Source organism: Jannaschia halovivens, assembly GCF_046452375.1.
Taxonomy (GTDB): domain Bacteria; phylum Pseudomonadota; class Alphaproteobacteria; order Rhodobacterales; family Rhodobacteraceae; genus Jannaschia; species Jannaschia halovivens.
This window is the reverse complement of record NZ_JBKFDJ010000001.1, coordinates 2279594-2302265: the sequence shown is the minus strand read 5'-3', so window position 1 is coordinate 2302265 and position 22672 is coordinate 2279594. Positions and strand designations below refer to the sequence as shown.

General features: G+C 68.1%; 20 protein-coding genes. 2 read left to right on the top strand and 18 right to left on the bottom strand.

Going from position 1 to position 22672, the window contains the following annotated elements; translation table 11 throughout:
* Window positions 1-180: 180 nt before the first annotated feature.
* From ACK8OR_RS11685 to ACK8OR_RS11670, 4 genes are all read right to left on the bottom strand, one after another.
* A complete protein-coding gene (locus tag ACK8OR_RS11685; protein ID WP_410189562.1) occupies window positions 181-1191 on the bottom strand; it encodes an ABC transporter permease in 1011 nt (336 codons plus the stop codon).
* 63 nt (window positions 1192-1254) lie between these two features.
* A complete protein-coding gene (locus ACK8OR_RS11680; RefSeq protein ID WP_410189561.1) occupies window positions 1255-2985 on the bottom strand; it encodes an ABC transporter substrate-binding protein in 1731 nt (576 codons plus the stop codon).
* A gap of 21 nt (window positions 2986-3006) precedes the next feature.
* The gene (locus tag ACK8OR_RS11675) at window positions 3007-3684 is read right to left on the bottom strand and encodes an MBL fold metallo-hydrolase (RefSeq protein WP_410189560.1); all 678 of its coding nucleotides are present in this window, start codon (window positions 3682-3684) and stop codon (window positions 3007-3009) included.
* Window positions 3684-4508, bottom strand: coding sequence for a phytanoyl-CoA dioxygenase family protein (locus tag ACK8OR_RS11670; RefSeq protein ID WP_410189559.1), 825 nt, complete (start codon window positions 4506-4508; stop codon window positions 3684-3686). The genes ACK8OR_RS11675 and ACK8OR_RS11670 overlap by 1 nt, the downstream gene beginning before the upstream one ends.
* Window positions 4509-4639: 131 nt before the next feature.
* On the opposite strand from ACK8OR_RS11670, the gene ACK8OR_RS11665 reads away from it, so the two are divergent.
* Complete coding sequence (locus ACK8OR_RS11665) at window positions 4640-5485, top strand: helix-turn-helix transcriptional regulator (RefSeq protein WP_410189558.1); 846 nt, start codon at window positions 4640-4642, stop codon at window positions 5483-5485.
* On the opposite strand, the gene ACK8OR_RS11660 is transcribed toward ACK8OR_RS11665, so the two are convergent.
* The 4 genes from ACK8OR_RS11660 to ACK8OR_RS11645 all read right to left on the bottom strand — a co-directional run bounded on the left by ACK8OR_RS11660 (window position 5482) and on the right by ACK8OR_RS11645 (window position 9078).
* Window positions 5482-6069 carry an AAA family ATPase gene (locus ACK8OR_RS11660; protein ID WP_410189557.1) on the bottom strand — a complete coding sequence of 196 codons (588 nt, stop codon included), beginning with the start codon at window positions 6067-6069 and terminating at the stop codon, window positions 5482-5484. The two genes, ACK8OR_RS11665 and ACK8OR_RS11660, sit on opposite strands and share 4 nt — an antisense overlap.
* Window positions 6066-6839 (bottom strand): ATP-binding cassette domain-containing protein, encoded by a 774-nt coding sequence (locus ACK8OR_RS11655; protein ID WP_410189556.1) that lies wholly within the window; start codon window positions 6837-6839, stop codon window positions 6066-6068. The genes ACK8OR_RS11660 and ACK8OR_RS11655 overlap by 4 nt, the downstream gene beginning before the upstream one ends.
* An 85-nt stretch (window positions 6840-6924) precedes the next feature.
* Window positions 6925-7986, bottom strand: a complete 1062-nt coding sequence (locus ACK8OR_RS11650; RefSeq protein WP_410189555.1) for an ABC transporter permease — start codon at window positions 7984-7986, stop codon at window positions 6925-6927.
* A 72-nt stretch (window positions 7987-8058) separates the two neighbouring features.
* Window positions 8059-9078, bottom strand: coding sequence for a sugar ABC transporter substrate-binding protein (locus ACK8OR_RS11645; protein WP_410189554.1), 1020 nt, complete (start codon window positions 9076-9078; stop codon window positions 8059-8061).
* A gap of 185 nt (window positions 9079-9263) precedes the next feature.
* On the opposite strand from ACK8OR_RS11645, the gene ACK8OR_RS11640 reads away from it, so the two are divergent.
* A complete protein-coding gene (locus ACK8OR_RS11640; protein ID WP_410189553.1) occupies window positions 9264-10496 on the top strand; it encodes an ROK family transcriptional regulator in 1233 nt (410 codons plus the stop codon).
* Between the two features lie 14 nt (window positions 10497-10510).
* Here the strand turns inward: ACK8OR_RS11640 and ACK8OR_RS11635 are convergent, their stop codons facing one another.
* The 10 genes from ACK8OR_RS11635 to ACK8OR_RS11590 all read right to left on the bottom strand — a co-directional run bounded on the left by ACK8OR_RS11635 (window position 10511) and on the right by ACK8OR_RS11590 (window position 22672).
* On the bottom strand, window positions 10511-11989 hold the full coding sequence (locus ACK8OR_RS11635; RefSeq protein WP_410189552.1) for a mannitol dehydrogenase family protein: 1479 nt from the start codon (window positions 11987-11989) through the stop codon (window positions 10511-10513).
* Window positions 11977-12747, bottom strand: a complete 771-nt coding sequence (locus ACK8OR_RS11630; RefSeq protein ID WP_410189551.1) for an L-iditol 2-dehydrogenase — start codon at window positions 12745-12747, stop codon at window positions 11977-11979. The genes ACK8OR_RS11635 and ACK8OR_RS11630 overlap by 13 nt, the downstream gene beginning before the upstream one ends.
* Complete coding sequence (locus ACK8OR_RS11625; protein WP_410189550.1) at window positions 12744-13754, bottom strand: ABC transporter ATP-binding protein; 1011 nt, start codon at window positions 13752-13754, stop codon at window positions 12744-12746. Before ACK8OR_RS11625 ends, ACK8OR_RS11630 begins: the two co-directional genes overlap by 4 nt.
* Window positions 13755-13764: 10 nt before the next feature.
* On the bottom strand, window positions 13765-14595 hold the full coding sequence (locus tag ACK8OR_RS11620) for a carbohydrate ABC transporter permease (protein WP_410189549.1): 831 nt from the start codon (window positions 14593-14595) through the stop codon (window positions 13765-13767).
* A 12-nt stretch (window positions 14596-14607) separates the two neighbouring features.
* Entirely contained in the window at window positions 14608-15471 is an 864-nt protein-coding gene (locus ACK8OR_RS11615; protein WP_410189548.1) for a carbohydrate ABC transporter permease, read from the bottom strand.
* A 135-nt stretch (window positions 15472-15606) separates the two neighbouring features.
* Window positions 15607-16917: an ABC transporter substrate-binding protein gene (locus ACK8OR_RS11610; protein WP_410189547.1), complete on the bottom strand. Its 1311-nt coding sequence runs from the start codon at window positions 16915-16917 to the stop codon at window positions 15607-15609.
* 127 nt (window positions 16918-17044) lie between these two features.
* Window positions 17045-18076 (bottom strand): LacI family DNA-binding transcriptional regulator, encoded by a 1032-nt coding sequence (locus ACK8OR_RS11605; protein WP_410189546.1) that lies wholly within the window; start codon window positions 18074-18076, stop codon window positions 17045-17047.
* Window positions 18077-18200: 124 nt separating this feature from the next.
* Window positions 18201-20876 carry a DUF2339 domain-containing protein gene (locus tag ACK8OR_RS11600; protein ID WP_410189545.1) on the bottom strand — a complete coding sequence of 892 codons (2676 nt, stop codon included), beginning with the start codon at window positions 20874-20876 and terminating at the stop codon, window positions 18201-18203.
* Window positions 20877-20924: 48 nt separating this feature from the next.
* Entirely contained in the window at window positions 20925-21908 is a 984-nt protein-coding gene (locus ACK8OR_RS11595) for a zinc-dependent alcohol dehydrogenase (RefSeq protein ID WP_410189544.1), read from the bottom strand.
* Between the two features lie 8 nt (window positions 21909-21916).
* Window positions 21917-22672, bottom strand: a complete 756-nt coding sequence (locus ACK8OR_RS11590; protein WP_410189543.1) for an SDR family NAD(P)-dependent oxidoreductase — start codon at window positions 22670-22672, stop codon at window positions 21917-21919.

Genomic DNA, 22672 nt, shown 5'->3' with positions numbered 1-22672 from the left:
GGAATGGCGACCGGGTGCCGCCGACACATCGCGGGGCGATATGTCCCTGCGCACGGCTTGAGATGATGTCTTCGCATCATTGGGCTGCGGGAGGCGCCCGGGATGGCGAACGGGTGCCGCTGACACATCGCGGGGCGATGTGTCCCTGCGCACGGCTTGAGATGATGTCTTCGCATCATCTCAAGCGCTCTCATGCCGGATGCGGGGGTCGATGAACGGGTAGAGCAGGTCCACGAGGAACACGCTGATCGCGGTCATCAGGATGATGACGAAGCTGACGCCCTGGATGACGGGGAAGTCTTGGTTGAGGATCGCATCGTAGAGCAGCTTGCCCATCCCGTTATAGGCGAAGATGCGTTCGACCAGCACCTGCCCCGCGATCAGGAGGCCGATCTTCAGCGCGAAGGCGGTGATCTGCGGCAGGATCGCGTTGCGGATCATGTAGCGATAGAGAATGTAGCGCGGACGCAGGCCCTTGGCCTCGGCCAGCTTGACGTAATCCTCGCCCTGCACGGTGATCATCAGGCCGCGCATCCCCAGCGCCCAGAACCCGAAGGTCACGATCACGATCGAGAGGGCCGGCAAGATGCCGTGATGCAGGACCGATTGGACGAAGGCCCAGTCCCAGCCCGGCTCGACCATCAGGCCATAGGCGCCCGTCAGCGGGAACCATTGGAGCTTGGCCGCGAAGATCCACATCAGGAGCAGGCCCGAGAGGATCGGCGGAATCGAGGTGAAGACCATCGCTGCCGGGATCGCCACGCGCACGAGCTTGGGCGACCGGTCCCAGACCATCAGCGCGCCCAGAAGGTTGCCGATCACGAAGGTCACGATCAGCGACAGGATCATCAGGCCGAGCGTCCAGGGCAGGGCGGTCAGGATCAGGGACGAGACGGGCGTCGGGAAGGCGGCGGTCGAGATACCGAAATCGAAGGTCAGCGCACCGCCGAGGAACTTGAGGTATTGCACGAGCAGCGGCTGATCGATGCCCATATTGGCGCGCAGCTGGGCCAGGATCTCGTCGGCATTGGCGACCGAGCCCGCGCCCGAGGCCATGCGGCCCAGTGCGATCTCGGCGGGGTCGACCGGCGAGAGACGGGGGATGATCCAGATGATCGTCGCGGCGATCACCACGGTCAGCACGAGCGTGATCAGGCGATTGACGAGGTAGTCGCGCGGAATGCCGAGCATGTCTGGTCCCTCCGGGGTGGGGACGGGCCGCCGGGGCGCCCCGTCCGTCGGTATCGGCGGCGCCTACTCGGCGGCTTCGAGGTTGTGGATGATCTGGTGGGCGTGGTTCCACCAGAAGAACGGGTGGTTGTAGTAGTTGTCCGCCGTCGGCCAGCCCTCCCAATAAGTCGTGTTGAACGGGATCAGCTTGGCGGCCTGAACCAGCGGCACGAAGGGCATCTCGGCGTCGAGATACTGGTAGGCCTCGGCCACCAGCGCGGGGATCTCGGGGTCGCCCAGCGCGCGGCCCTCGATGTCGTCCATGATCGCCGAATAGGCCTCGGCCGCTTCGCCGCTCCAGCGCGAGGTGTTGTTGAAGCCGGGCGAGCGCTCGCCCACCGGGACCACGTCGCCGGTCGTGTAGCGGCCCATCGAGGCCCAGGGCTCGTTCACCGATCCGCAGCTGAGCCAGCTATAGCTCATCTCGTAGGCGCCGAAGGGCAGGACCTCGCCCCAGAAGACGCCGTTCTCGACCGGCACGGCGCGGGCGTCGATCCCCGCCCGCTGAAGCTGCTCGACGATGACGTCGATCGTCCGCGTGTACTCGGTCGAGGCCGAGTTGACGTGGATCTCGACGGCGAGCGTCTCCCCGTCCTTCTGGTAGTAGTCGCCGTCGCGGGTCCAGCCCTCGCCCTCGATCAGGGCCTGCCCGGCTTCGGCATCGGCGCTCGCCGGGAGGTCGTAGCCCGCCTCGGCGATGGCATCGATGAAGGGCGCCATCGAGCCGTATTGCGCGAACATCGTGCGCGAGGCCTCGGTCGTGCCTTCGTAGGCCACGTTCACGATCTGGTTGCGGTCGATGATATGGGCCACCGCGCGACGCATCGCGGCGCTGTCCCAGGGCGCGACCGTGGTATTGATTTCGAGCTGGCGCGCGCAGGGATCGGCGGCCGCGTAGGGATAGCCCTCGTGCCAGGCGATCACCTCGGGGTTCTGGGCCTGGATGGCCTCGAAGGTGCCGATGGTGACATTCTGGGCCGCGTCGAGCTGGTTCGACGCGATCAGCTGCGCCCGGCTCTCCTCGCCACCGGTTTCGAGGAATACGACGCGACGGGGCGCGGGCAGGTCCATGAAGCCGGTCTTGGCACCCCACCAATCGTCGTTGCGGTCCCAGATGGCGCGGTTCGTCGCGGCACTGGTGAAGGTATAGGGCCCGGTGCCGATCGGCTCGGGGAAGGTGAAGGTCGCGGGGTCTTCGCCGGCCCAGACATGCTCGGGCATGATGAGGAACGAGCCGAAGATGCGGATGCCGAAATTCTCGACCATGAAGCGCGGGTTCGGCGCCTGGAGCGCGATGCGCACCGTCTGGGCGTCGACTTTCTCGATGCTGGCGACCTGACCGCGCAGGGTCGCCGCCTCGCGCGCGGTGATCTCCTCGTTCTGGAGCGCCATCTCGACGCTGAAGACGACGTCGTCGGCATCGAAGGCCTCGCCGTCGGACCACTCGACGCCCTCGCGGAGCGAAATGGTGAACTCGGTGCTGTCGTCATTGGCCTCGAAGCCGGTGGCCAGCCAGGGGTCCAACTCGCCCGTGCCGTAGTTGAGGATGAACATCGGCTCCCACATGACCTGATGGCCGCCATGCATGCGGCGGACGCCCGTCCCGTCGGTCAGCCAGTTGAAGTTGGCCGGATCGGTGATCGTGCGGTCGAGGTCGAAGATCACGGTTTCCTCGCGGCTTGCGTCCTGCGCGAAGGCCGTGCCGGCGAGCAGCGCCAGCGCGGCGGTCCCCGTGATGAGATGTCGGATGGTCATGTGTCTCTCCCTTGGTGGTGCTTATCTGAGGTGATCGAGGACCAGCACGCGGGTGCGGTCCGGCAGGTCGTCCGCCGCAAGATCGGCGTGCGGGCCGAAGGCGAAGTCGATGTCGTCCTCGTTGAAATGATCGAGGAAATCCTGAAGCCACTGGATGTTCGCGGGTCGGTAGGCGAGCGTGCGGAAGTGGATCGGGATGACGAGCTTCGGCCGCACCCGGTGGATCATGTGCATCAGGTCCGGCAGCCTGATCGTCGGCGGGCCCCCGGTCAGCGCGCAGAGCACGTCGACCCCTTCGAAGAAGGCGATCTGGTCCTCGTCCAGCGCGTTGCCCACATCGCCCATATGCGCGATCTCGATCCCGTCGAGCGCGAAGCGGTACATCGCGTTCTGGTTGGCCGTGCCGCGCGGATGGTGCTCCCATTCCTCGGCGGCGATGGCCCGGACGCGCAGGCCGCCGACCTCCGCCTCGCCTTGCCCGTCGCCCGCGATATCGAGCGTGTTGCAGGTCACCGGGTCGCCCGCGATCAGGTCCGAGCGGCAATGCGCGTCGTCGTCATCCGACGAGGTCAGGACGATATCGGCGGTCTCGGTGATCGCCGGATAGCCCAGCACGTCGGGCGTGAAGGGATCGGTCATCACCGACCGTTCGGCCCCTTCGAACAGCATCGCGGCCTGGCCGAACCACGTCACGCGCATCAGTTGTTCCCCACCACGTGGGGGCTGGCGGTGGCGGTGATGTCGTCGCCCGCGGGGCGGGGATGGACGGGCCAGTCGCCCGCGTCGCCCCGTCCGAGGATCGCCTCGACCCCCCGCGCCCAGGCGGTGTCGGTGATGCGGACCTCGGGCGGGCAATAGCGCAGCGTCAGGCCGCAGCGGCGGCGGTCCGAGTGGTTGGGCTGCGAGCCGTGTACCAGCATATCGGCATGGAGCGAGACCTGCCCGGCGGCCAGCACGTTGTCGAAGGGCGCGCCCAGCGCGTCGGCATCCGCCGTTTCCTTGTGGAAGACCGCTTCGCCCCCGGTCGCCTGTACCGACAGCGCGCCGCGGTCATGGGTGCCCGGAATGAAGCGCATTGCGGAATTCTCGGCATCGGCATCGTCGATGGCCAGCCAGACCGTGACGGTGCGCGCCGGGCTCAGCGACCAGAAGCTCGCATCCTGGTGCCACGGCACGGCCTTCGGATCATGGGGCCGCTTCGACAGGATGGCGCTTGCCCAGCAGAGGATGTCGGGGCCGATGACATCCTGCACGAGGTCGAGGATCCGCGGATCGGTCGCGATGTCGTAAAGTCCCGACAGCCGCGCCTGGTAGCAGTTGATGCCGTAGGCCCCCGCCTCGCCCATATCGGCCATCAGCCCGTCGACATAGCCCCGGATCGCGGCGATCTCGGTGGCGTCGAAGACGTCGAAGGGCTGCACGAACCCGTCGCGATTATACGCGTCGATCTGTGCTTGCGTGAGGCGCAGAGGCGCGTCGGTCCGCACGGGTCGAAACCCGAGATCAAGATCGGTGGCCAGCATCCCATCCCTCCATGCTGGCTTTCGACGTTAGGGGCGCCGGGGCCGGGGCGCTGCGCCTTCGGTTGATATTTTTTTGGACAGGTTTGATATTTCGTGGGCAGAATGGGAAAATCCTTACCCTGTCTTGCCTCATGCAGATCGAGACCTTCCGTATCTCCAGCTATATTCCCGCGGGCGAGGCGTTTCACTTCGCCCGCAAGGGCTTGGCGCGGCGCTGGCCCGCGCGCGCGCATGACCACGACTTCCACGAGGTCTTCCTGATTACCGAGGGACATACCGAGCATTGGGTGAACGGCGTCACGCAGGTGCTGGGCGAAGGGCACCTGGCCTTCGTGCGGCCGGGGGACGCCCATGCGTTCCGGGCCGACCGGCGCGTCGGGTGCCGGATCGTCAACGTCATGTTCCGCTCCGAGACGGCGGCGCATCTGGCCGGGCGCTATGCCGACACCGTCGCGGGGCGGTTCTTCGACAGCGGCGCGGCCCTGCCCGAGGCGCATCTCCTCGATCCCGCGCGGTTCGAGCGGGCACTGACCGTCGCGGGGCAACTTCAGGTGACCGACCGGTCGCTGGCGCGGATCGAGGAATTCCTGCTGACGCTGGTGAACCGCGTCGCGTCCGACCAGAGCCACGCCGTCCGCGACGGGCCCGCCTGGTTCGCACGCGCCTGCATGGCGGCGCAGGCGCCCGCGGTGTTTCGCGCCGGGGCCGCCGGGTTTATCGCCGCCGCGGGCCGCAGCCACGAGCATGTCTGCCGCACCTGTCGCGAGGTGCTGGGCATCACCCCGACCGAGTTCGTGAACCGCATCCGCGTCGATCATGCGGCGCATCTGCTGCGCAGCGAGGACACGGCGATCGAGCATGTCGCGCGGGCCTGCGGCTTTGCCAATACGAGCTATTTCTACCGCCTGTTCCAGCGCGCCTACGACACGACGCCGCGCCGCTACCGGGCGCGGCACCACCGCGACCCGTTCCGCTAGACCCCGATGATCACGTCCGCCGGACGCGATCCGTCGCGGACGCGCGCGGCATTGGGCAGGTCGTTGCCATCGATCTTCGCGGCAGCCTCGGCGGGCGGAAGGCTCGCCCAGCGCTCGGCCAGTCGCGCGCGCAGCACCTCGTCGGGGACGTCCAGCCGTACGGTCAGGTCCCATGGCCCGAGATTGCGCCAGCCCGGCTCGTCGAGGAGGAGCCAGTTGCCTTCCACGACCACGGTGCGGATCGCGGCGGGGATATGGCCCGCCCCCGCGATGGCGATCTCGCGACTGCGGTCGAAGACCGGGTGATAGACGTCCTCGCCTGCCCTCAGGCCGTCCAGCACGCGGGACAGCCCGCCGACATCGAAGGTATGGGGCGCGCCTTTCCGGGACCGGTCGCCGCGCGGGGTCAGGATGCGGTCGTCGAGATGGAAGCCGTCCATCGGCAGAAGGGCTGCATCGCCCAGCCGTGCGACCAGCGCCTCGGCCAGGGTCGATTTGCCCGAGGCCGGCGGCCCAACGAGGGCCACGAGCAGGCGATCGTCCCGAAGATCGGCCAACCGGTCGAGGATCGGATCGAGCGTCACGCGGCGACCGGCGCGTCCTTGGCGCCCGTCATGAAGGCCACCGCGTCGGACATGGTGTAGTCCTTGGGGTCGATGACGGCAAGGCGGCGGCCGAGCCGGTGGACATGGATGCGGTCCGCGACCTCGAAGACATGGGGCATGTTGTGCGAGATCAGGATGATCGGGATGCCACGGGCGCGGACGTCCTGGATCAGGTCGAGGACGCGGCGCGATTCCTTGACGCCCAGTGCGGCCGTCGGCTCGTCGAGGATGATGACCTTCGATCCGAAGGCCGCCGCGCGTGCCACGGCGACGCCCTGGCGCTGGCCACCGGAGAGCGTCTCGACCGCCTGGTTGATGTTCTGGATCGTCATCAGGCCCAGGTCGTTGAGCTTGTTGCGCGCCTGCTCCTCCATCCGGGGCCGGTCGAGCATTCGGAAGACCGAGCCCGCAATGCCCGGGCGGCGCAACTCGCGGCCCATGAACATGTTGTCGGCAATCGACAGGGCGGGCGACATGGCGAGGGTCTGGTAGACCGTCTCGATCCCCGCCTCCCGCGCCTCGATGGGCGAGGAGAAGCGGACGTCGCGCCCGTCGAGCTGGACAGTGCCCTCGTCGGCGACGACCGCCCCCGAGAGCGCCTTGATCAGTGTCGACTTGCCCGCGCCATTGTCGCCGATCACGGCGAGGATCTCGCCCGGCATCAGCTCGAAATCGCAACGGTCCAGCGCGGTGACCCGCCCGTAGCGCTTGGTCAGGCCCGAGGCCGCGAGAATGGGTGTCGTGGTCATGCCGCCACCTTTCTGATCCACTGGTCCCCGGGCAGCTCTGCTGTCCCGTCGCGGCGGTCGGGCGATGCGAGTGTCCTGTGCGAAGTCATGCCGCCACCTTCCTGATCCACTGATCCACCGCGACGGCCGCGATGATGAGCACGCCGATCAAGAGGTAAGTCCACTGCGCGTCGGCCCCCATCAGGCGCAGCCCAAGGGTGAAGACGCCGACGATCAGCGCGCCGAAAAGCGTGCCGAGGATCGAGCCGCGCCCGCCGAAGAGGCTGATCCCACCGATCACCACGGCGGTGATGCTCTCGATGTTGAGAAGCTGCCCCGAGGTCGGCGAGACCGAACCGATGCGTCCGATCAGGGCCCAGCCGGCGATGGCGCAGATGAAGCCCGCGGTGGCGTAGACGCTGATGAGGGTCCGCTTGACCGCGACGCCCGAAAGCTCGGCCGCGTCCGGGTCGTCGCCCACCGCGTAGACGTGGCGGCCCCATGCCGTGTGACGCAGCACGTAGGCGAGGATGAAGACGAGCGCGATCATCACGACGACGCCCACGGTGAAGACCGCGCCGCCGATCTGGAATTTCCAGCCCAGCAGTTGCAGCACGGGGGCGTCGTTCGAGATATCCTGGCTGCGGATGGTCTCGTTGGCGGAATAGAGGAAGTTGGCGGCCAGAACGATCTGCCACATGCCCAGCGTCACGATGAAGGGCGGCAGGCGGACGACCGCGACGAGGATGCCGTTCACCGCGCCGATCAACGTGCCGACCGCGAGGCCGCAGACGATCGAGACTTCGGCGGGCAGGCCGTAGCGGAAGGTGAACTGCCCCATCACGACCGAGGAGATGACCGCGATGGCGCCGACGCTGAGGTCGATGCCCGCGGTCAGGATCACGAGGCTCTGCGCGGCGGCGACGATGCCGACAATCTGCACCTGCTGCAGGATCAGCGTCAGGGCGAAGGGGCTGAAGAACTTGGACCCGAGCAGAAGTCCGAAGGTCACGATGGCCGCCAGGAGCACGATGAGCGGCACCAGAGCGGGTGTCGTGTGCAGCGCGTGGTGGAAGCGACCGACGAAGCCCGAGGCGTGGTCGTCGAATTGCGCCACGCGGGCGTCGGCGGCGCGGGTCGCGCCCTCGTAGTCGTCGCGGTCGGTCATGTCGGGGTCCCCTCCGTCGCGATGCGGGCCCGCCGAGGGGCCCGCATCCATCCTATCAGAGTTTCGCCGGGATCAACCCCAGCAGAGCTCCGCGCCCTCTTCGACGCTGATCGACGTCACGCCGTCGGCGGGCTGATCGGTCACGAGCGCCACGCCCGTGTCGAAGAAGTCCTTGCCGTCGGTCGCCTCGGGCTTCGTGCCGTCGGCGGCCCATGCCGCGATGGCCTCGATGCCCTTGGAGGCCATCAGCAGCGGGTATTGCTGCGACGTCGCCCCGATCACGCCATCGGCGATGTTCTGGACGCCGGGGCAACCGCCATCGACAGACACGATCAGGACGTCGTTCTCGCGGCCGATCGACTTCAGCGCCTCGTAGGCGCCGGCAGCGGCGGGCTCGTTGATGGTGTAGACGACGTTGATCTCGGGATCGACGGCCAGGAGGTTCTCCATGGCGCGGCGGCCGCCTTCCTCGTTGCCGGCGGTGACGTCATTGCCGACGATGCGGGGATCGTCCTCGTCGCCGTTGACGTTCGGATCGGCCAGGTCGATGCCGAAGCCCTGCAGGAAGCCCTGGTCGCGCAGCACGCCCACGGTCGGCTGGCTGACGGCGAGGTCGAGCATGGCGATCTTGGCGCTCTCGGCATCGTCGCCCAGCGTCGCGGCGGCCCATTGGCCGATCAGTTCGCCGGCCAGGAAGTTATCGGTGGCGAAGGTCATGTCGGCGGCGTCGATCGGCTCGAGCGGGGTATCCAGCGCGATGACCAGAAGACCGGCGTCGCGGGCCTGCTGGACGGCGGGCACGATGGAAGAGGTGTCCGACGCGGTGATCAGGATGCCCTTGGCGCCGTCGAGGATGCAGGTCTCGATGGCCTGCACCTGCGTTTCGTGGTCGCCATCGACCTGACCGGCATAGGTGGACAGGGTGATGCCCAGCTCCTCGGCCTTCGCCAGCGCGCCTTCGCGCATCTTGACGAAGAACGGGTTGGTGTCGGTCTTGGTGATGAGGCAGGCGGAGACGGCGTGGCCATCCGCGGCGGCGAGGCCTGCGGTCAGAGTGGCGGCGATCGTGGTGCCGGCGAGAAGCGCTTTCATATTCTTCCTCCCAGAAGCTGGGCCTCCGGTACTGCCCCGGCGACCTCGATGATCCGACCCGGTGCGCCGGGACGATGTCCCCGTGCCTGACAGACGGCGGCGATCGCTGTCAATAAATTAGTTTACTTTCCTTATTAATCGGCGTGTGCCATGCTGCGCTGACGCCCGGAGTGCGAGAGAGGGCCATGAGCGACCCATCCGACATCGATCCCCTCTTCGGCGCCCGCGTGGTGACGCAGATCAGCGCCGGGCTGAGCCAGAAGGGTGTGCGGGCGCATAATGAACGGCTGCTGCTGTCGCTTCTGCAACGCCACGGGGGCCTTCCGGCGAGCGAATTGGCGCGGCGCGCGGGGCTCTCGCCGCCGACCGTTTCGGTCATTCTGCGGCGTCTCGAATCCGAAGGCGTGATCGAACGGGGTGAGCCGATGCGCGGCAAGGTCGGCAAGCCGTCGATGCCGATGCTCGTGCGGCCCGATGGGGCGCTGTCCTGGGGGCTCAAGATCGGCCGTCGCTCGGCGGATCTCGTTCTGATGGACCTCACCGGCGTGATTCGCGCCGAACGGCGTCTGACCTATGCGCGTCCGATTCCCGAGACGGTCTTCGCATTCCTCGCGCGTTCGATCGAGGAGATTGCGGCGACGCTCGACCCGGTGCAGCGAAGCTGTCTCTGCGGGATTGGCGTCGCCGCACCCTTCGAGCTCTGGAACCGCCCGACCCACGCGACGAACGGTCCCGAGGACGTGTTTGGGGCGTGGCATACGGTCGATCTGCGCGCGCAGGTCGAGGCGCTGACGGGGCTGTCGGTGATCGTCCTCAACGATGCGACCGCCGCCTGTCAGGCCGAGCAGGTCTATGGCCGCGGGCGCGAGTTCCGGGACTATGCCTACATCTTCATCGGCGCCTTCGTGGGCGGCGGCGTCGTGCTCAACCACTCGGTCTACGAGGGGCGACAGGGCAATGCGGGTGCGCTGGGCTCGATCCGCAGCGTCGGCCCCAATGGCGAGGCGATGCAGCTTGCGGACATGGCGTCGATCCACGTGCTGGAACGGCGGCTGCGCGAATCCGATCTCGACCCGGACCTGCTCTGGCGGCAGCCGCTCGACTGGTCGGGGCTGGAACGGCATGTCGATCCCTGGCTGGGGCGGGTCGCGCAGGAGCTGGCGCGGGCGAGCCTCTCGATCTGCGCCGTCATCGATTTCGAGGCGATCCTGATCGACGGGGCCTTCCCCGCCGAGATCCGGCAGGACCTCGTGGAACGGGTGCGCCGCTATCTGGCCAACCAGGATGTGCGCGGTCTGATCCCGCCGCGAATCGAGCCGGGCAATATCGGGCCGAACGCACGCGCGCTGGGGGCGGCAAGCGCGCCGATCTTCTCGCAGTTCATGCTGAACACGAATGCGGGCCTTGCCGTGGCCTGACCGGACGGGCCCGCCTAGCTGCGCAGATACGCGGCCAACGCCGCTTCGGTGCCGTCGTTCCAGATCATCCGAAGCCAGCCCGCGAAGGCATCCGCAAAGCGCGGCTGCTCGCCCAGATCACCGTAGAGCGCCTCCTGCTCGAGCCAGGCCTGCGGCCGCTCGCGCGCGACGGCGGCGACCGGCTGCAAGCGGTCCCAGATCGGGTCGTTGGGCGCGATTTCGCTGCCGTCCTCGCGCGTGCCCTCGCACATTCGCGCCCAGAGCGCCTCGACCAGCGCCAGCCCCTCGACCGACGTCCCGGCCGCCAGCGCGTCGCGGATCACCGGATGCAGGAACCCCGTATGTCGCGACGCGCCGTCGAAGGCGACGCGGCGCACGGTGTCCACGATCCGCGCGTTCGAGAACCGGGCCGCCACCAGATCGACATAGGCTTCGGGCGTCATGCCGGGCACGGGCGCGACATGGGGCACGATTTCCTCGAGCTCGACCTTGTGGAAGAGCGCGGCGATGGCCGGATGCGCCATGCAGCCCGCGATGGTCTCGATCCCCAGGAGCTCGCCCGGATCGGCGATCACCTGGTGGCCCGCATTCAGCAGGCGGATCTTCATCGCCTCGTAGGCGTGCACATCCGACGAGAAGGTCGCGCCCGCGCGGTCCCATGGCGGACGCCCTGCGCAGAAATCATCCTCGATGACCCATTGGCGGAAGTTCTCGTGGGTCACCGGCGCGGCATCCGCGATCCCGAGGTCGCGCACAAGTGCCAGCTCGGCCGGGCCCGTCGCCGGGGCGATCGAATCGACCATCGCGTTGGGGAAGGTCGCGTGCGCGTCGATCCAGTCCGCGAGTTCGGGGTCCGAGCGACGCGCCAGGGACACGACCGTCTGGCGCAGGATATCGCCATTGCCCTGAAGGTTGTCGCAGGACTGGCAGGTGAACGGCCCGTGGCCGGCATCGCGGCGACGGCGCAATGCCTCGATCATGGCGCCGAATGCGGTGCGGGGTGTGGCCGGATGGGCGGCGTCGTGCCGGATATCCGGGTGATCCGCGTCGAAGCCCTTGGTTGCGGCGTCGATGAAATATCCACCTTCGGTCACCGTCAGCGACACGATGCGGATATCGGGCTCGGCCATGCGGGCGATCAGGGGGCCGTGGCCGTCGGCGATTTCGACGAACTCGGTCATCGGGCCGATCACTTCGGCCGAGACGCCCTCGGGCGACAGCTCGATCAGCGTCGTCAGGCCGTCCTGCGCCAGAAGGCGTTCGCGCATGGCCGCATCGGCGGGGCGCACGCCCGCGCCGACGATGGCCCAGTCATGGGCCAGCCCGTCCTGCATCAGCCGATGCAGATACCACGCCTGATGCGCCCGGTGGAAATTGCCGAGCCCGATATGGACGATGCCCGCCGTCAACCCAGCCCGATCATAGGTCGGGACGGACACGTCCGCCGGCAGATCGCCTAGGGTCGCGTTCGACAGCCGCGTCAGCTCATCCACTGGCCACCGTCCACGTTGAAGCATTGCGAGACGACGTAGTCGCTGTCGGCGGAGGCGAGGAACACCGCCATCGGGGCGAGATCGGAGGGGACGGCGAAGCGGCCCGCGGGCACCCCCGCCTCGACCTCGGCCTTCTTCTGGCCGGGACGCTTGCCTTCGAGCCGCGCGAAGGTCGCGTCGACATGCGCCCAGTGTTCGCCGTCGACGACGCCGGGCGCGATCGCGTTGACGTTGATGCCGTGGCGGATGAGGTCGAGCCCCGCCGACTGCGTCATCGAGATCACCGCGGCCTTGGTCGAGCAATAGACCAGGACCAGCGGCTCACCCCGGCGGCCTGCCTGGCTGGCCATGTTGATGATCTTGCCGCCATGTCCTTGCGCGATCATCCGGCGCGCGGCGGCCTGCAGGGTGAAGAGCGTGCCCGCCACGTTCACCGCGTAGAGCCGGTCATAGGTCGCGCGCGTGATGTCCACGGTCTCGGAGGCATCGAAGAGGGCAGCGTTGTTAACGAGGATGTCGAGCTTCCCCGCGCGGTCCACGACCGTGGTGATCGCCGCATCGATGCTCCGCTGGTCGCTCACGTCGAACTCGACGGCATAGGCGCCGTGGCCGATCTCGGTCGCCGTAGCCTCGGCGGCTGCGCGGTCGATATCGGCGACGGCCACGGTCGCACCCTCGGCGGCATAGGCCATCGCGAAGCCCCGACCGATGCCGCGCGCCGCACCCGTGATCAGGGCGGATCGTCCGTCGAGCTTCATGCCAGCCGCAGGCCTTGCGCGTCGAAGCGATGAATCTTGTCGGCCTCGGGCGTGAGATAGACCGTATCGCCGTGCCGCAGGTCGATCTCGCCGCCCGCGCGGACGGTGATCGTCTCGGCCAGACCCGTGTCGTGGACATGGAGGAACGTGTCCGACCCCAGATGTTCCGACAGGCCGACCCGCCCGCGCCACGATCCGTCCGAGCCGGTGGCCGAAGGCATCAGGTGCTCGGGGCGAACGCCGATCGTATGGGCGCCGTGCCTGGCGGCTTCTGGCCCCTCGAAGAGGTTCATGGTCGGCGAGCCGATGAAGCCCGCGACGAAGAGGTTGCGCGGCGTGCGGTAGAGCTCCAGCGGCGAGCCGACCTGTTCGATATGCCCGGCGCGCAACACGACGATCTTGTCGGCCATGGTCATGGCCTCGATCTGGTCGTGGGTGACGTAGATCATCGTCGTGGCCAGCGACTTGTGCAGCTCGCCGATCTCGACCCGCATCCCGTGGCGAAGGGCGGCGTCGAGGTTCGAGAGCGGCTCGTCGAAGAGGAAGGCCGCCGGCTCCCGCACGATTGCGCGGCCGATGGCGACCCGCTGGCGCTGGCCGCCCGACAGCTGGCCGGGGCGGCGGTCGAGATAGTCGGTGAGGTTCAGAATATTGGCCGCGTGGGCGACGCGCTTGTCCTGCTCGGCCTGGTCCATCTTGGCCATGCGCATCGGGAAGGCGATATTCTTGCGCACCGACATGTGCGGGTAGAGCGCGTAGGACTGGAACACCATCGCGAGGCCGCGCTTGGCGGGCGGGACCGTCGAGACATTGCGCCCGTCGATCTCGATATCCCCGCCGGTGACGTCCTCGAGCCCGGCGATCAGGCGCAGCAGCGTGGACTTGCCGCAACCCGATGGCCCGACGAAGACGACGAACTCGCCATCCTCGATCTCGAGGTTGAGGGGCGGGATGACCTCGACGTCGCCGAAGCTTTTCGCGACGCCCTGCAATGTGATGCGACCCATATCGGTCTCCTTACTTGACGGCGCCGAAGGTGAGACCCCGGACGAGTTGCTTCTGGCTGAACCAGCCCATGATGAGGATCGGCGCGATGGCCATGGTCGACGCGGCCGAGAGCTTGGCGAAGAACAGGCCCTCGGGCGACGAATAGCTGGCGATGAAGGCGGTCAGCGGCGCGGCGTTCGCGGCCGTCAGGTTCAGCGTCCAGAACGCCTCGTTCCACGCGAGGATGAAGTTCAGGAGCAGCGTCGAGGCGATGCCCGGCACCGCCATCGGCGTCAGCACGTAGAGGATCTCGGACTTGAGGCCCGCCCCGTCCATCCGCGCGGCCTCGAGGATCTCGGCCGGTATCTCGCGGAAGTAGGTGTAGAGCATCCAGACGATGATCGGCAGGTTGATGAGCATCAGGATCACGACGAGGGCGAGGCGGCTGTCGAGGATGCCGAACTCGATGCAGATCAGGTAGATCGGGTAGAGCACGCCGATCGCGGGCAGCATCTTGGTCGAGAGCATCCAGAGCAGGATGTCCTTGGTGCGCTTCGACGGCACGAACGCCATCGACCACGCCGCGGGCACCGCGATCAGCACGCCGAGAACGGTCGAGCCTCCCGCGATGATAATGCTGTTCCAGAGGAACTTCATGTAGTCGGACCGCTCCTGCACGACCTCGTAATTCTCCAGCGTCCAATCAAAGCCGACGAAGCTCGGCGGCGAAGCGATGGCCTCGGCCTCGGTCTTGAAGCTGGTCAGGATCGTCCAGAGGATCGGGAAGAACAGCAGCAGACCGATCCCCCATGCGAGGAGGGAGACGATCGCCTTGCGGCGGGGCGTGACGGCGCGGGCCATGTCGATGTCTCCTCAGTCGAGGTTCTTGCCGACGATCCGCATCAGGAAGATCGCGACGATGTTGGCGAGGATGACGGCGAAGATGCCGCCCGCGGAGCCGAGGCCGACGTTCTGGCTCTCGAGGACGCGCTGGAACACGAGATAGGACAGCGTCCGGGTGCCGAAGGCGCCGCCGGTGGTGACGAAGATCTCGGCGAAGACGGCCAGCAGGAAGATGGTCTGGATCAGGATCACGATGGTGATGGCCCGGCCCAGATGCGGCAGAATCAGGAACCAGAACCGGGCAAGCGGCGGCGCGCCGTCCATCTCGGCGGCCTCGAGCTGCTCGGAATCCAGCGACTGGATCGCGGTCAGCAGGATCAGCGTCGCGAAGGGCAGCCACTGCCACGACAGGATCAGGATCAGCGACAGGAGCGGCGATTGCGACAGGAAGTCGTGCGGCGTGGCGCCGAAGAAGCGCCAGACATGGCTGAGGACACCGTTGGTCGGGTCCATCATCATGTTCTTCCATACCAGCGCGGACACGGTCGGCATGATGAAGAAGGGCGAGATGACGAGGATGCGGACGATCCCCTGTCCGAAGATCTCCTCGTTCAGGAGCATGGCGAGCAGGACGCCCAGCGTCACCGTGATCGCGAGCACCGCCCCCACGAGGATCAGCGTCGTGCCGACCGAGTCGAGAAAGGCCGAGGAGCTGACGAAGCGGACGTAGTTGTCGAAGCCGATCCACGGCTCGAATACGCCGCGGAGCGGACGATAGTCGGCGAAGGAAAAGTAGAGCGTCATGCAGAGCGGCACGAGCATCCAGCCCAGCAGCAACGTGACCGCGGGGGCCATCATCAGGCGGGCGGCGGATCTGGAATGTGCTGTGGCCATGTCGGTCTCCTCCGTGGGGTGGCGCGTCGGGGCGCGATCCCGGCGGACTGTGATGGCGGCGCGGTGGCCGGCGGGTGTCGCGCCGGTGAGGGGCGCGTCCGAGGGGCGGCACGGGGCCGCCCCTCGGGGTCGAGATCAGTAGCCCGCGGCTTCCATCTCTTCGGTGGTGATCGCCTGCGCCTTCTCGAGGGCTTCCTCGATGGTCTGCTGACCGGCATAGGCCGCCGAGAACTCCTGGCTGACCTGCGTCGCGATTCCGGCGAATTCGGGGATCGCGGCGAACTGGATGCCGACATAGGGCGACGGGTCGACCGTGGAGTCGTTCGGGTCGGCCGACAGGATGGAGTCGAGCGTCATCTGCGCGAAGGGCACGGCCTGGTACTCGGGGTTGTCGTAGAGCGACTGGCGCGCGCCCGGCGGCACGTTGGCCCAACCCTCATTGGCGGCGACCATCTCGATATAGGCCGTGCCGGTGGCCCATTCGATGAACTCCTTGGCGGCAGCTTCCTTCTGCGTGCCCGCCGGGATGCCCAGCGCCCAGGCCCAGAGCCAGTTCGACCGCTTGCCGAGGCCGTTGTCCGGCGCCAGCGCGAAGCCGACCGAATCCGCGACGGTCGAATCGTCGGGATTGGTCACGAAGGACGCCGCGACGGTCGCGTCGATCCACATGCCGCACTTGCCCTGCTGGAACAGGTTCAGGTTCTCGTTGAAGCCGTTGGTCGCGTAACCGGCGGGACCGGACTCGTCCATCATGCCCTTGTAGAAGTTCAGGGTGTTGGCCCAAGCCTCGGTGTCGAACTGTGCGTTCCACTCCTCGTCGAACCAGCGGGCGCCGAACGAGTTGGACATCGCCGTGATGAAGGCACCGCCCTCGCCCCAGCCGGCCTTGCCGCGCAGGCAGATGCCGTTGATCTCGGCATCGCGGTCGGTCATCGCGGCCGCGGCCTCGCGAATGAACTCCCAGGTCGGCGCGTCCGGCATCTCGAGGCCGGCGGCCTCCATCAGGTCGGTGCGATACATCACCATCGAGGACTCGCCGTAGAACGGCGCGGCATAGAGCGTGCCGTCATGCGACAGGCCACCGGCCATCGCAGGCAGGATGTCGCCGACATTGTACTCGTCCGACAGGTCGTCGAGCGGGATCAGCCAGCCGTTGGCGCCCCAGATCGGCGCTTCGTACATGCCGATCGTCATCAGGTCGAAGGCGCCGCCCTTGGTCGTGATGTCGGTGGTTACGCGCTGGCGCAGCACGTTCTCCTCGAGCGTGACCCACTCGACGCTGTGTCCTGTCTTCTCGGTGAAATCGTCGGTGTAGCCCTGCATGCGGATCATGTCGCCGTTGTTCACGGTGGCGATGGTCAGCGTGGTGGCATGGCCGTCGGCGAAGGCCGACCCCGCGACGAGCGCAAGGGCCGACGCGCCGGTAAGCGCGTACTTGATGGTCATTGGTGTCCTCCCTGGACGTCTGGTTCGGGGCGAACGTCTGCGCCCTCGGAGGCAAGGGTACCCAGCCGTCCCGAGACCTGTCAACGAAAATTCTTTACCCGCGTAAAGTTTACATCGGGAAGTTTCGTCAGGCGGAGTGCCGTAAGATAAGGCGCGCCGCGAAGAGGGATTCGGTCCGGGCCGCGAAGCGTCCGCCACTCGCGATCAGCTCGAACAGGGCCTCGACGCTGCGGTTCGAAACGGCCTCGTAATCATGGGCCACCGTCGTCAGGGCGGGGCTGGTATACCGCGAGAACGGGTGGTCGTCATGGGACGCGATCCGCAATGCGCAACCCGTGCCCCGCCCGACCTTCAGCCCGGATTCGTAGCAGGCCGACAGAAGCCCGATCGCAAGCCGATCGTTGCTGCACAGGATGGTGCTGGACGGCAGCGACCGATCGGCGATGGCCGCCATTCCGGCCTCGTAGCCGATTTGCTCGAACCCCCAGCCGGTGCCCTCGACGCGAACGAGATGCGGCTCCAGCCCATGCCGCTCCATCGCGGCCAGGTAGGCCAGCCTGCGCTTGTTGGCATTCGGGTTTGCCGGATGCGCCATCTCGAAGAAGCAGGGCGCCTCGCCGGTCGCCACGAGGTAGTCGACGCTCTGGTTGACGAAGCTGTAATTGTCGGAACCGACGAACGCCTCGCCCAAGCCTTCGATATTGCTGTCGAAAAGGACGGTGGGCACATCCGTGCAAAACCGCTCGGCGGCGGTCCGGTCGGTGATCCGGCCCAGCGGCGCGAGCAGGACGCCCGCGGGCTTCAGCGACCGCAGACTGTCGAGAATCTCGACCTCGAGCTGCGCATCGCCGTGGGAGCTGAAGAGCAGCGGAGAGAAGCCGCCGTCGATGCAGCGCCGTTCGATATTGCGCGCCATCTCGGCAAAGAACGGGTCGGCGAGATAGGGCACGACGATGCCGACGGTTTTGGTCAGGCGGCGGTTCTGGTTGATGGCGTAGATGTTGGGGCTGTAATCGTAGGTCTCGAGCGCTTGCTCGATTTTCGCGCGCGTGGATTTTCGCACGCTGTCCGGGTCGTGGAAATATTTCGAGATCGTCGGCCGCGAGATCCCACTGACGCGGGCAAAGGCTTCCATGTTCGGGATTTTTTCCGGCGGCATACGCGGGGTCCAATGCGTGGATCGGTCGACCGGTCCGCGGAAGTGAGCGGAAAAAAACGCAGCGCGCGCCGTGTCGAACTTTACATTAGGAAAGTTTTGACCGGGTGGTCAACCGAACCGCCGCTCATCCGTCGTCGGTCGAATCATCGCCGCGCACGGCAGCGGCCCGTGCGCTGGCCCAACGGTCCACCCAAGTCAGCCCGATCAGCGCGAGGCCGAGTGCAAGGAACGCCGTCACCCGGAAAAGCCCGCCCAGCGCTGCTGCGTCCACGAGGAAGACCTTCGCCACCGTCGCACCCAGCACCAATGTGCCCGCGCGGCGCAGCGTCGGGGCACCCCGAGCCAGTCCCTGCCAGAAGAGCACCGCCCCCAGCACGATCAGCGCCACGGTGTAGACGACCATCTCGGACGAGGCGATTCCGTCGTCGATCGACATCTCGCTCGCGCCCCGGATCGCGTGGCGGATGGCGAGGATGCCCCAATAGGCCGCCGTCGCGAGGCCCGCGCCCGTCAGGATGCGACTTCCGAACCGCCGTCCCATCGCAAGAAGGGCCACAGCCGGAACGAGATAGGCGGGGATCAGCGTGTTGAACACGGGAGGGCCCGCGACCGGCTGGCCGAAGAAGCCCACGAGCGGTGAGATGAGCGTCGCACCGATCACGAGCGCGCCGAGGCCCAGGACGCCGAACAGCGCCGCAACCGCGAGACGGGGCCGTCTGAGGCCGCTGCGCCGCCGCACGAGTTCGAGTTGCGACGCCGCCAGCACGAACCAGATCGTCGCGATGAGGCCCGCCGTTGCGTGGCCGGTATCGATATCGAGCGCCTCCATGCCGCGAATCAGCCACGCCGTCAGCGTGAACCCGGCCACCCCGAGCGCGGCCATCTCGGCCACGTCGGCGGCGGCGGATGCTGGGCGCCGCAGGCCTGTCAGCTGACCCCGCGCGAGCCAGAAGAGGATCGCGGGCAAGGCCATCGCGGCGGAGACTTCGAGGATCGGTCCGGTCTCAATGTGCCAGACGAGGCCCGGATTTGCCGCCAAGCGCCATGTCACGAATGGCGCGGCGAGGATGACGAACCAGCCGAGTTCGGGCAGCGACAGGCGGCGTGCCAGCCACGCCGCGCCGAAGGCCAGGCCCGCGACCGCCACGGTCAGGGCGGTGTCACCGATTAGCCATCCAAGACCATAGCCGATCAGCGTCGTCGCCATGAGGCCCGCAATGGCCGCCGAGCGCCGCGCCCCGGCCCGCGCCCAGAGCGCTGCGGCACCGGTCAAGGCTGCTGCCGCCGCCATCGCGATCAGCGCCCAAGGGTAGGCGCCGAGGATCGCGGGCGCGTTTGCAGTAACATGTAGCAGAAGGCCCATCGCGGGGAACGTGATCACGGCCCCAAGCGCCCAGGGCGTGCTCCAGGTGGGAGCGGGGTCTCGGCTGCGCAGGAAGGCCACGACCGAAACAAGCGCGCTGACGGCCAGAAGCGCGAGGATGACGAAGGCGCCCTCGGGCAGACCCTCGGGCACGACGTTCGGCTCGAGAGGTTCGGGGGTGCGCGCCCAAGCGAGTGGCGCCATCGCCAGGAGCGCCGCGACCGGCGGAAGGGCTTGGTCCTGAAGGGCACGGGCATGGCGGGCAAATAGCGAGATCGCTAGGAATAGAGCCGCAGCAAGGCCCGCACCGAGAAGGACATCCTGGCGGGCGAGGCCATAGGCGACCAACGATCCGATCGCGATCGTGGCCGCCGCCATGAGGGTCGACGGTTCGGGCATCCGGCGACGGGTGAGCCATTCGGTCACCATCCGACCGGGATGGGCCGGAACGCTGCGTCCGGCGGGGAAGGTGAGCGCGAGAAGCGTGATCACGCCAATGGCGACCGCGTGCGCCGGCGCGCTGTCCGGGTCGGCTGCGTGGACCAGGATCGAACCGCCGAGACCTGCGCCGAGCGCCAGCCAGGACACCCAGCGGCCCGGCCAGCGGCGGACGGCGTCGATGGCGAGCCCGAGCAGGGCCAGCGCGGCATAGTAGCCGTGGAGAAGCGACAGATCTTCGCCACCACCGCCGACCACGAAGGGCGAGAGCGCGCCGCCGATCAGACCGGTCGCGACGAGTACGGGGCCGTGGAACCAGCCGAGGACGACCGATAGGAGCGAGATCGCCACGATGGCGGCCAGACCCGCCAGCGGCCCGATCAGTCCGTAGAGATGGATCGCGCCAAGAACCGCGCCGTTGGCGGTCACGATGCCAGCCCCCGACAGCACCGACGGGATGCCGAGCGTCAGGGTCGCGCCGGATTCGGGTGCGTCGCCGTAGCGCCGCCGGACCACCTCGCCCGCGATGATCAGGGCCGCCGCGAAGGCCAGCGCCGTGCCGACGCGCACGACGGGTGGGAAGACGCCCCGCTCGGCCCCGTATTGCACGAGGAAGATGCCCGCGAGAGCGAGGGATGCCGCGGCAGCCGCAAGGAACCAGTTCGCCGCAAGCCAGGCCGCACCGCGGGCCAGGACACCGGGCGGCTGGGGTTGGGGCGGCTCGGGCGAAGGAGAAGGCGTAGAGGCCTCGGCCGGGACGGGCTCGGGGGGCGGGGGCGTGGTCCATGGGTTCGGCGCCGCGACGGTCGCTTCGGGTGCGGTCGGCGCGGCGATCGGTCGGCGTGTGGGATCCGCAGGTCGGTCAAGCGCGGCGAGCGCGGCCTCGAGTGTCGCGATGCGGCGTCCCTGTCGGACGGAGCGCACGGCGAGTATGACGAGCCCGACCGGAATCGCGAGCAGGGCGGCGATTGCCCCAAGGGCGAAGGTCATCTCGAACATGCTGCGTGGCCCCGTCGTCTCCGACCCGAGGGCTAGCATCCCTTCCCGTCAGGGCACCAGAAGGACCTTCGGGGCGGCGACGGCCCCGGCACGGATGTCCGCGAAGGCCTGCGCCCCCTCGGACAGGGGTCGCGTCTCGGTCCAGTCGAGCGGTCCGAGGCGGCCGTCGGTGATGGCCGCGACGGTCTCGCGGAAATCGGCGGCGGTGTAGGTATAGGTACCGATGAAGGTGATCTCCTGCAGCGTCATGCGCCGGATATCGAGCCCGCCTTCGGCCTCGCCCAGTCCGATATGGCCGATCACGCCGCCGGGGCGCGCATGGGCCGAGGCCGTCGCGCGCGTGGCGGCATAGCCGACGCCGTCGATGACGAGGTCGAACTGCGCGCCCGGATCGAGGTCGTCAGGCGCGATGGCGGTCTGGCGGCACGTCGTCTCGAGCGTGGCGCGGCGGGCGGCGTTGGGCTCGAGGATGGTCACCGTCTCGACGCCCTGTGCGGCAAGCGACAACGCGGCCCCCAGCCCGATGGCGCCGCCCCCGATGACCAGCGCGGTCGTGGCGGGGCCGTCCAGCGCGCTGCGCGCAAGGCGAACGGTGTGCCAGCCGCATGCGATGGGCTCGGCGAGTGCCGCCTGCGCGAAGGCGGTGTCGTCCAGGATGGGGACGAGGTTGGCGTCGGGCATCGCGACGGCTTCGGCGAAGGCACCCTCGCGGGGCGGCATCGAGATGATCTGGCGCGTCGCGCAGAGGTTGTCGCGGCCCGCCCGGCAGGCGGAACAGGTGCCGCAGGTGACAAGCGGATTGATCGTGACACGCTCGCCCGCGCGGGGACCGCCCTCGATCGTGCCAGCGGCCTCGTGTCCGAGGATCAAGGGGGTGGGCCGCCGCGCGTCATGGCCGAGATAGGCGTGCATGTCCGAGCCGCAGATGCCCGAACGTGCGATCCGCACGAGATGGTGTCCGGGCGGGACCAGCGGGTTCGGCACGTCGCGGAGTTCGAGCGCCTCGGGCGCGGTCTGGACGAGAGCCTTCATGGCAACTCCTATTTCGCGGTGAAGCCGCCATCGACCATGAGGACCTGTCCGGTCACGTAAGCACAGGCATCGGAACACAGGAACAGGAGCGGCCCGTCCATGTCCTCGGGGCGGCCGTTGCGGCCGATGCAGGTCTGGGCCGCGTTGCGCGCGGCGCGGTCAGGGTCGGCGAAGACGGCGGCGGTCAGTTCGGTCTCGAAGAAGCCGGGGCCGATGGCGTTGGCGGTGATGCCGTCCTTTGACCAGGCTTCGGCCATCGCGCGGGTAAGCTGGGCCACGCCGCCCTTCGATGCGCCGTAGGCAAGCCCGGCGGGAAAGGCGCGCGTCGACTGGAGCGAGGCGAAGGTGACGATTCGACCCCAACCCTTGCTGCGCATTGCGGGGACGAGCGCCTGGCTGAGAAAGAACGGCACGGCGAGATTGAGGTCGAGCGTCGCGTCCCACGCCTCGGGGGTGACGTCGTCCGCGGCCTGCCGGGGGTTAAGACCGGCCGCGTGGACCGCGATGTCGGGTGCGCCGAACGGGGTGGCCGCCGCCCGCGCGAGGTCGGGCAGCGCCGCGCGATCGGTCAGGTCCCAGGGCAGGGGGGCAATAGCGCGGTCGGGGCCGTCGGCCACCAGCGCGTCCAGCGCCTCGGCCCGGCGGGCGACGGCGACGACGCGGGCGCCGGCGCGCGCCAGCGTCAGCGCGGCGCGACGCCCGAGACCGGACGAGGCACCGGTGACGAGGGCGACATGGCCCGAAAGCTCGGGGGCGGGCACCAT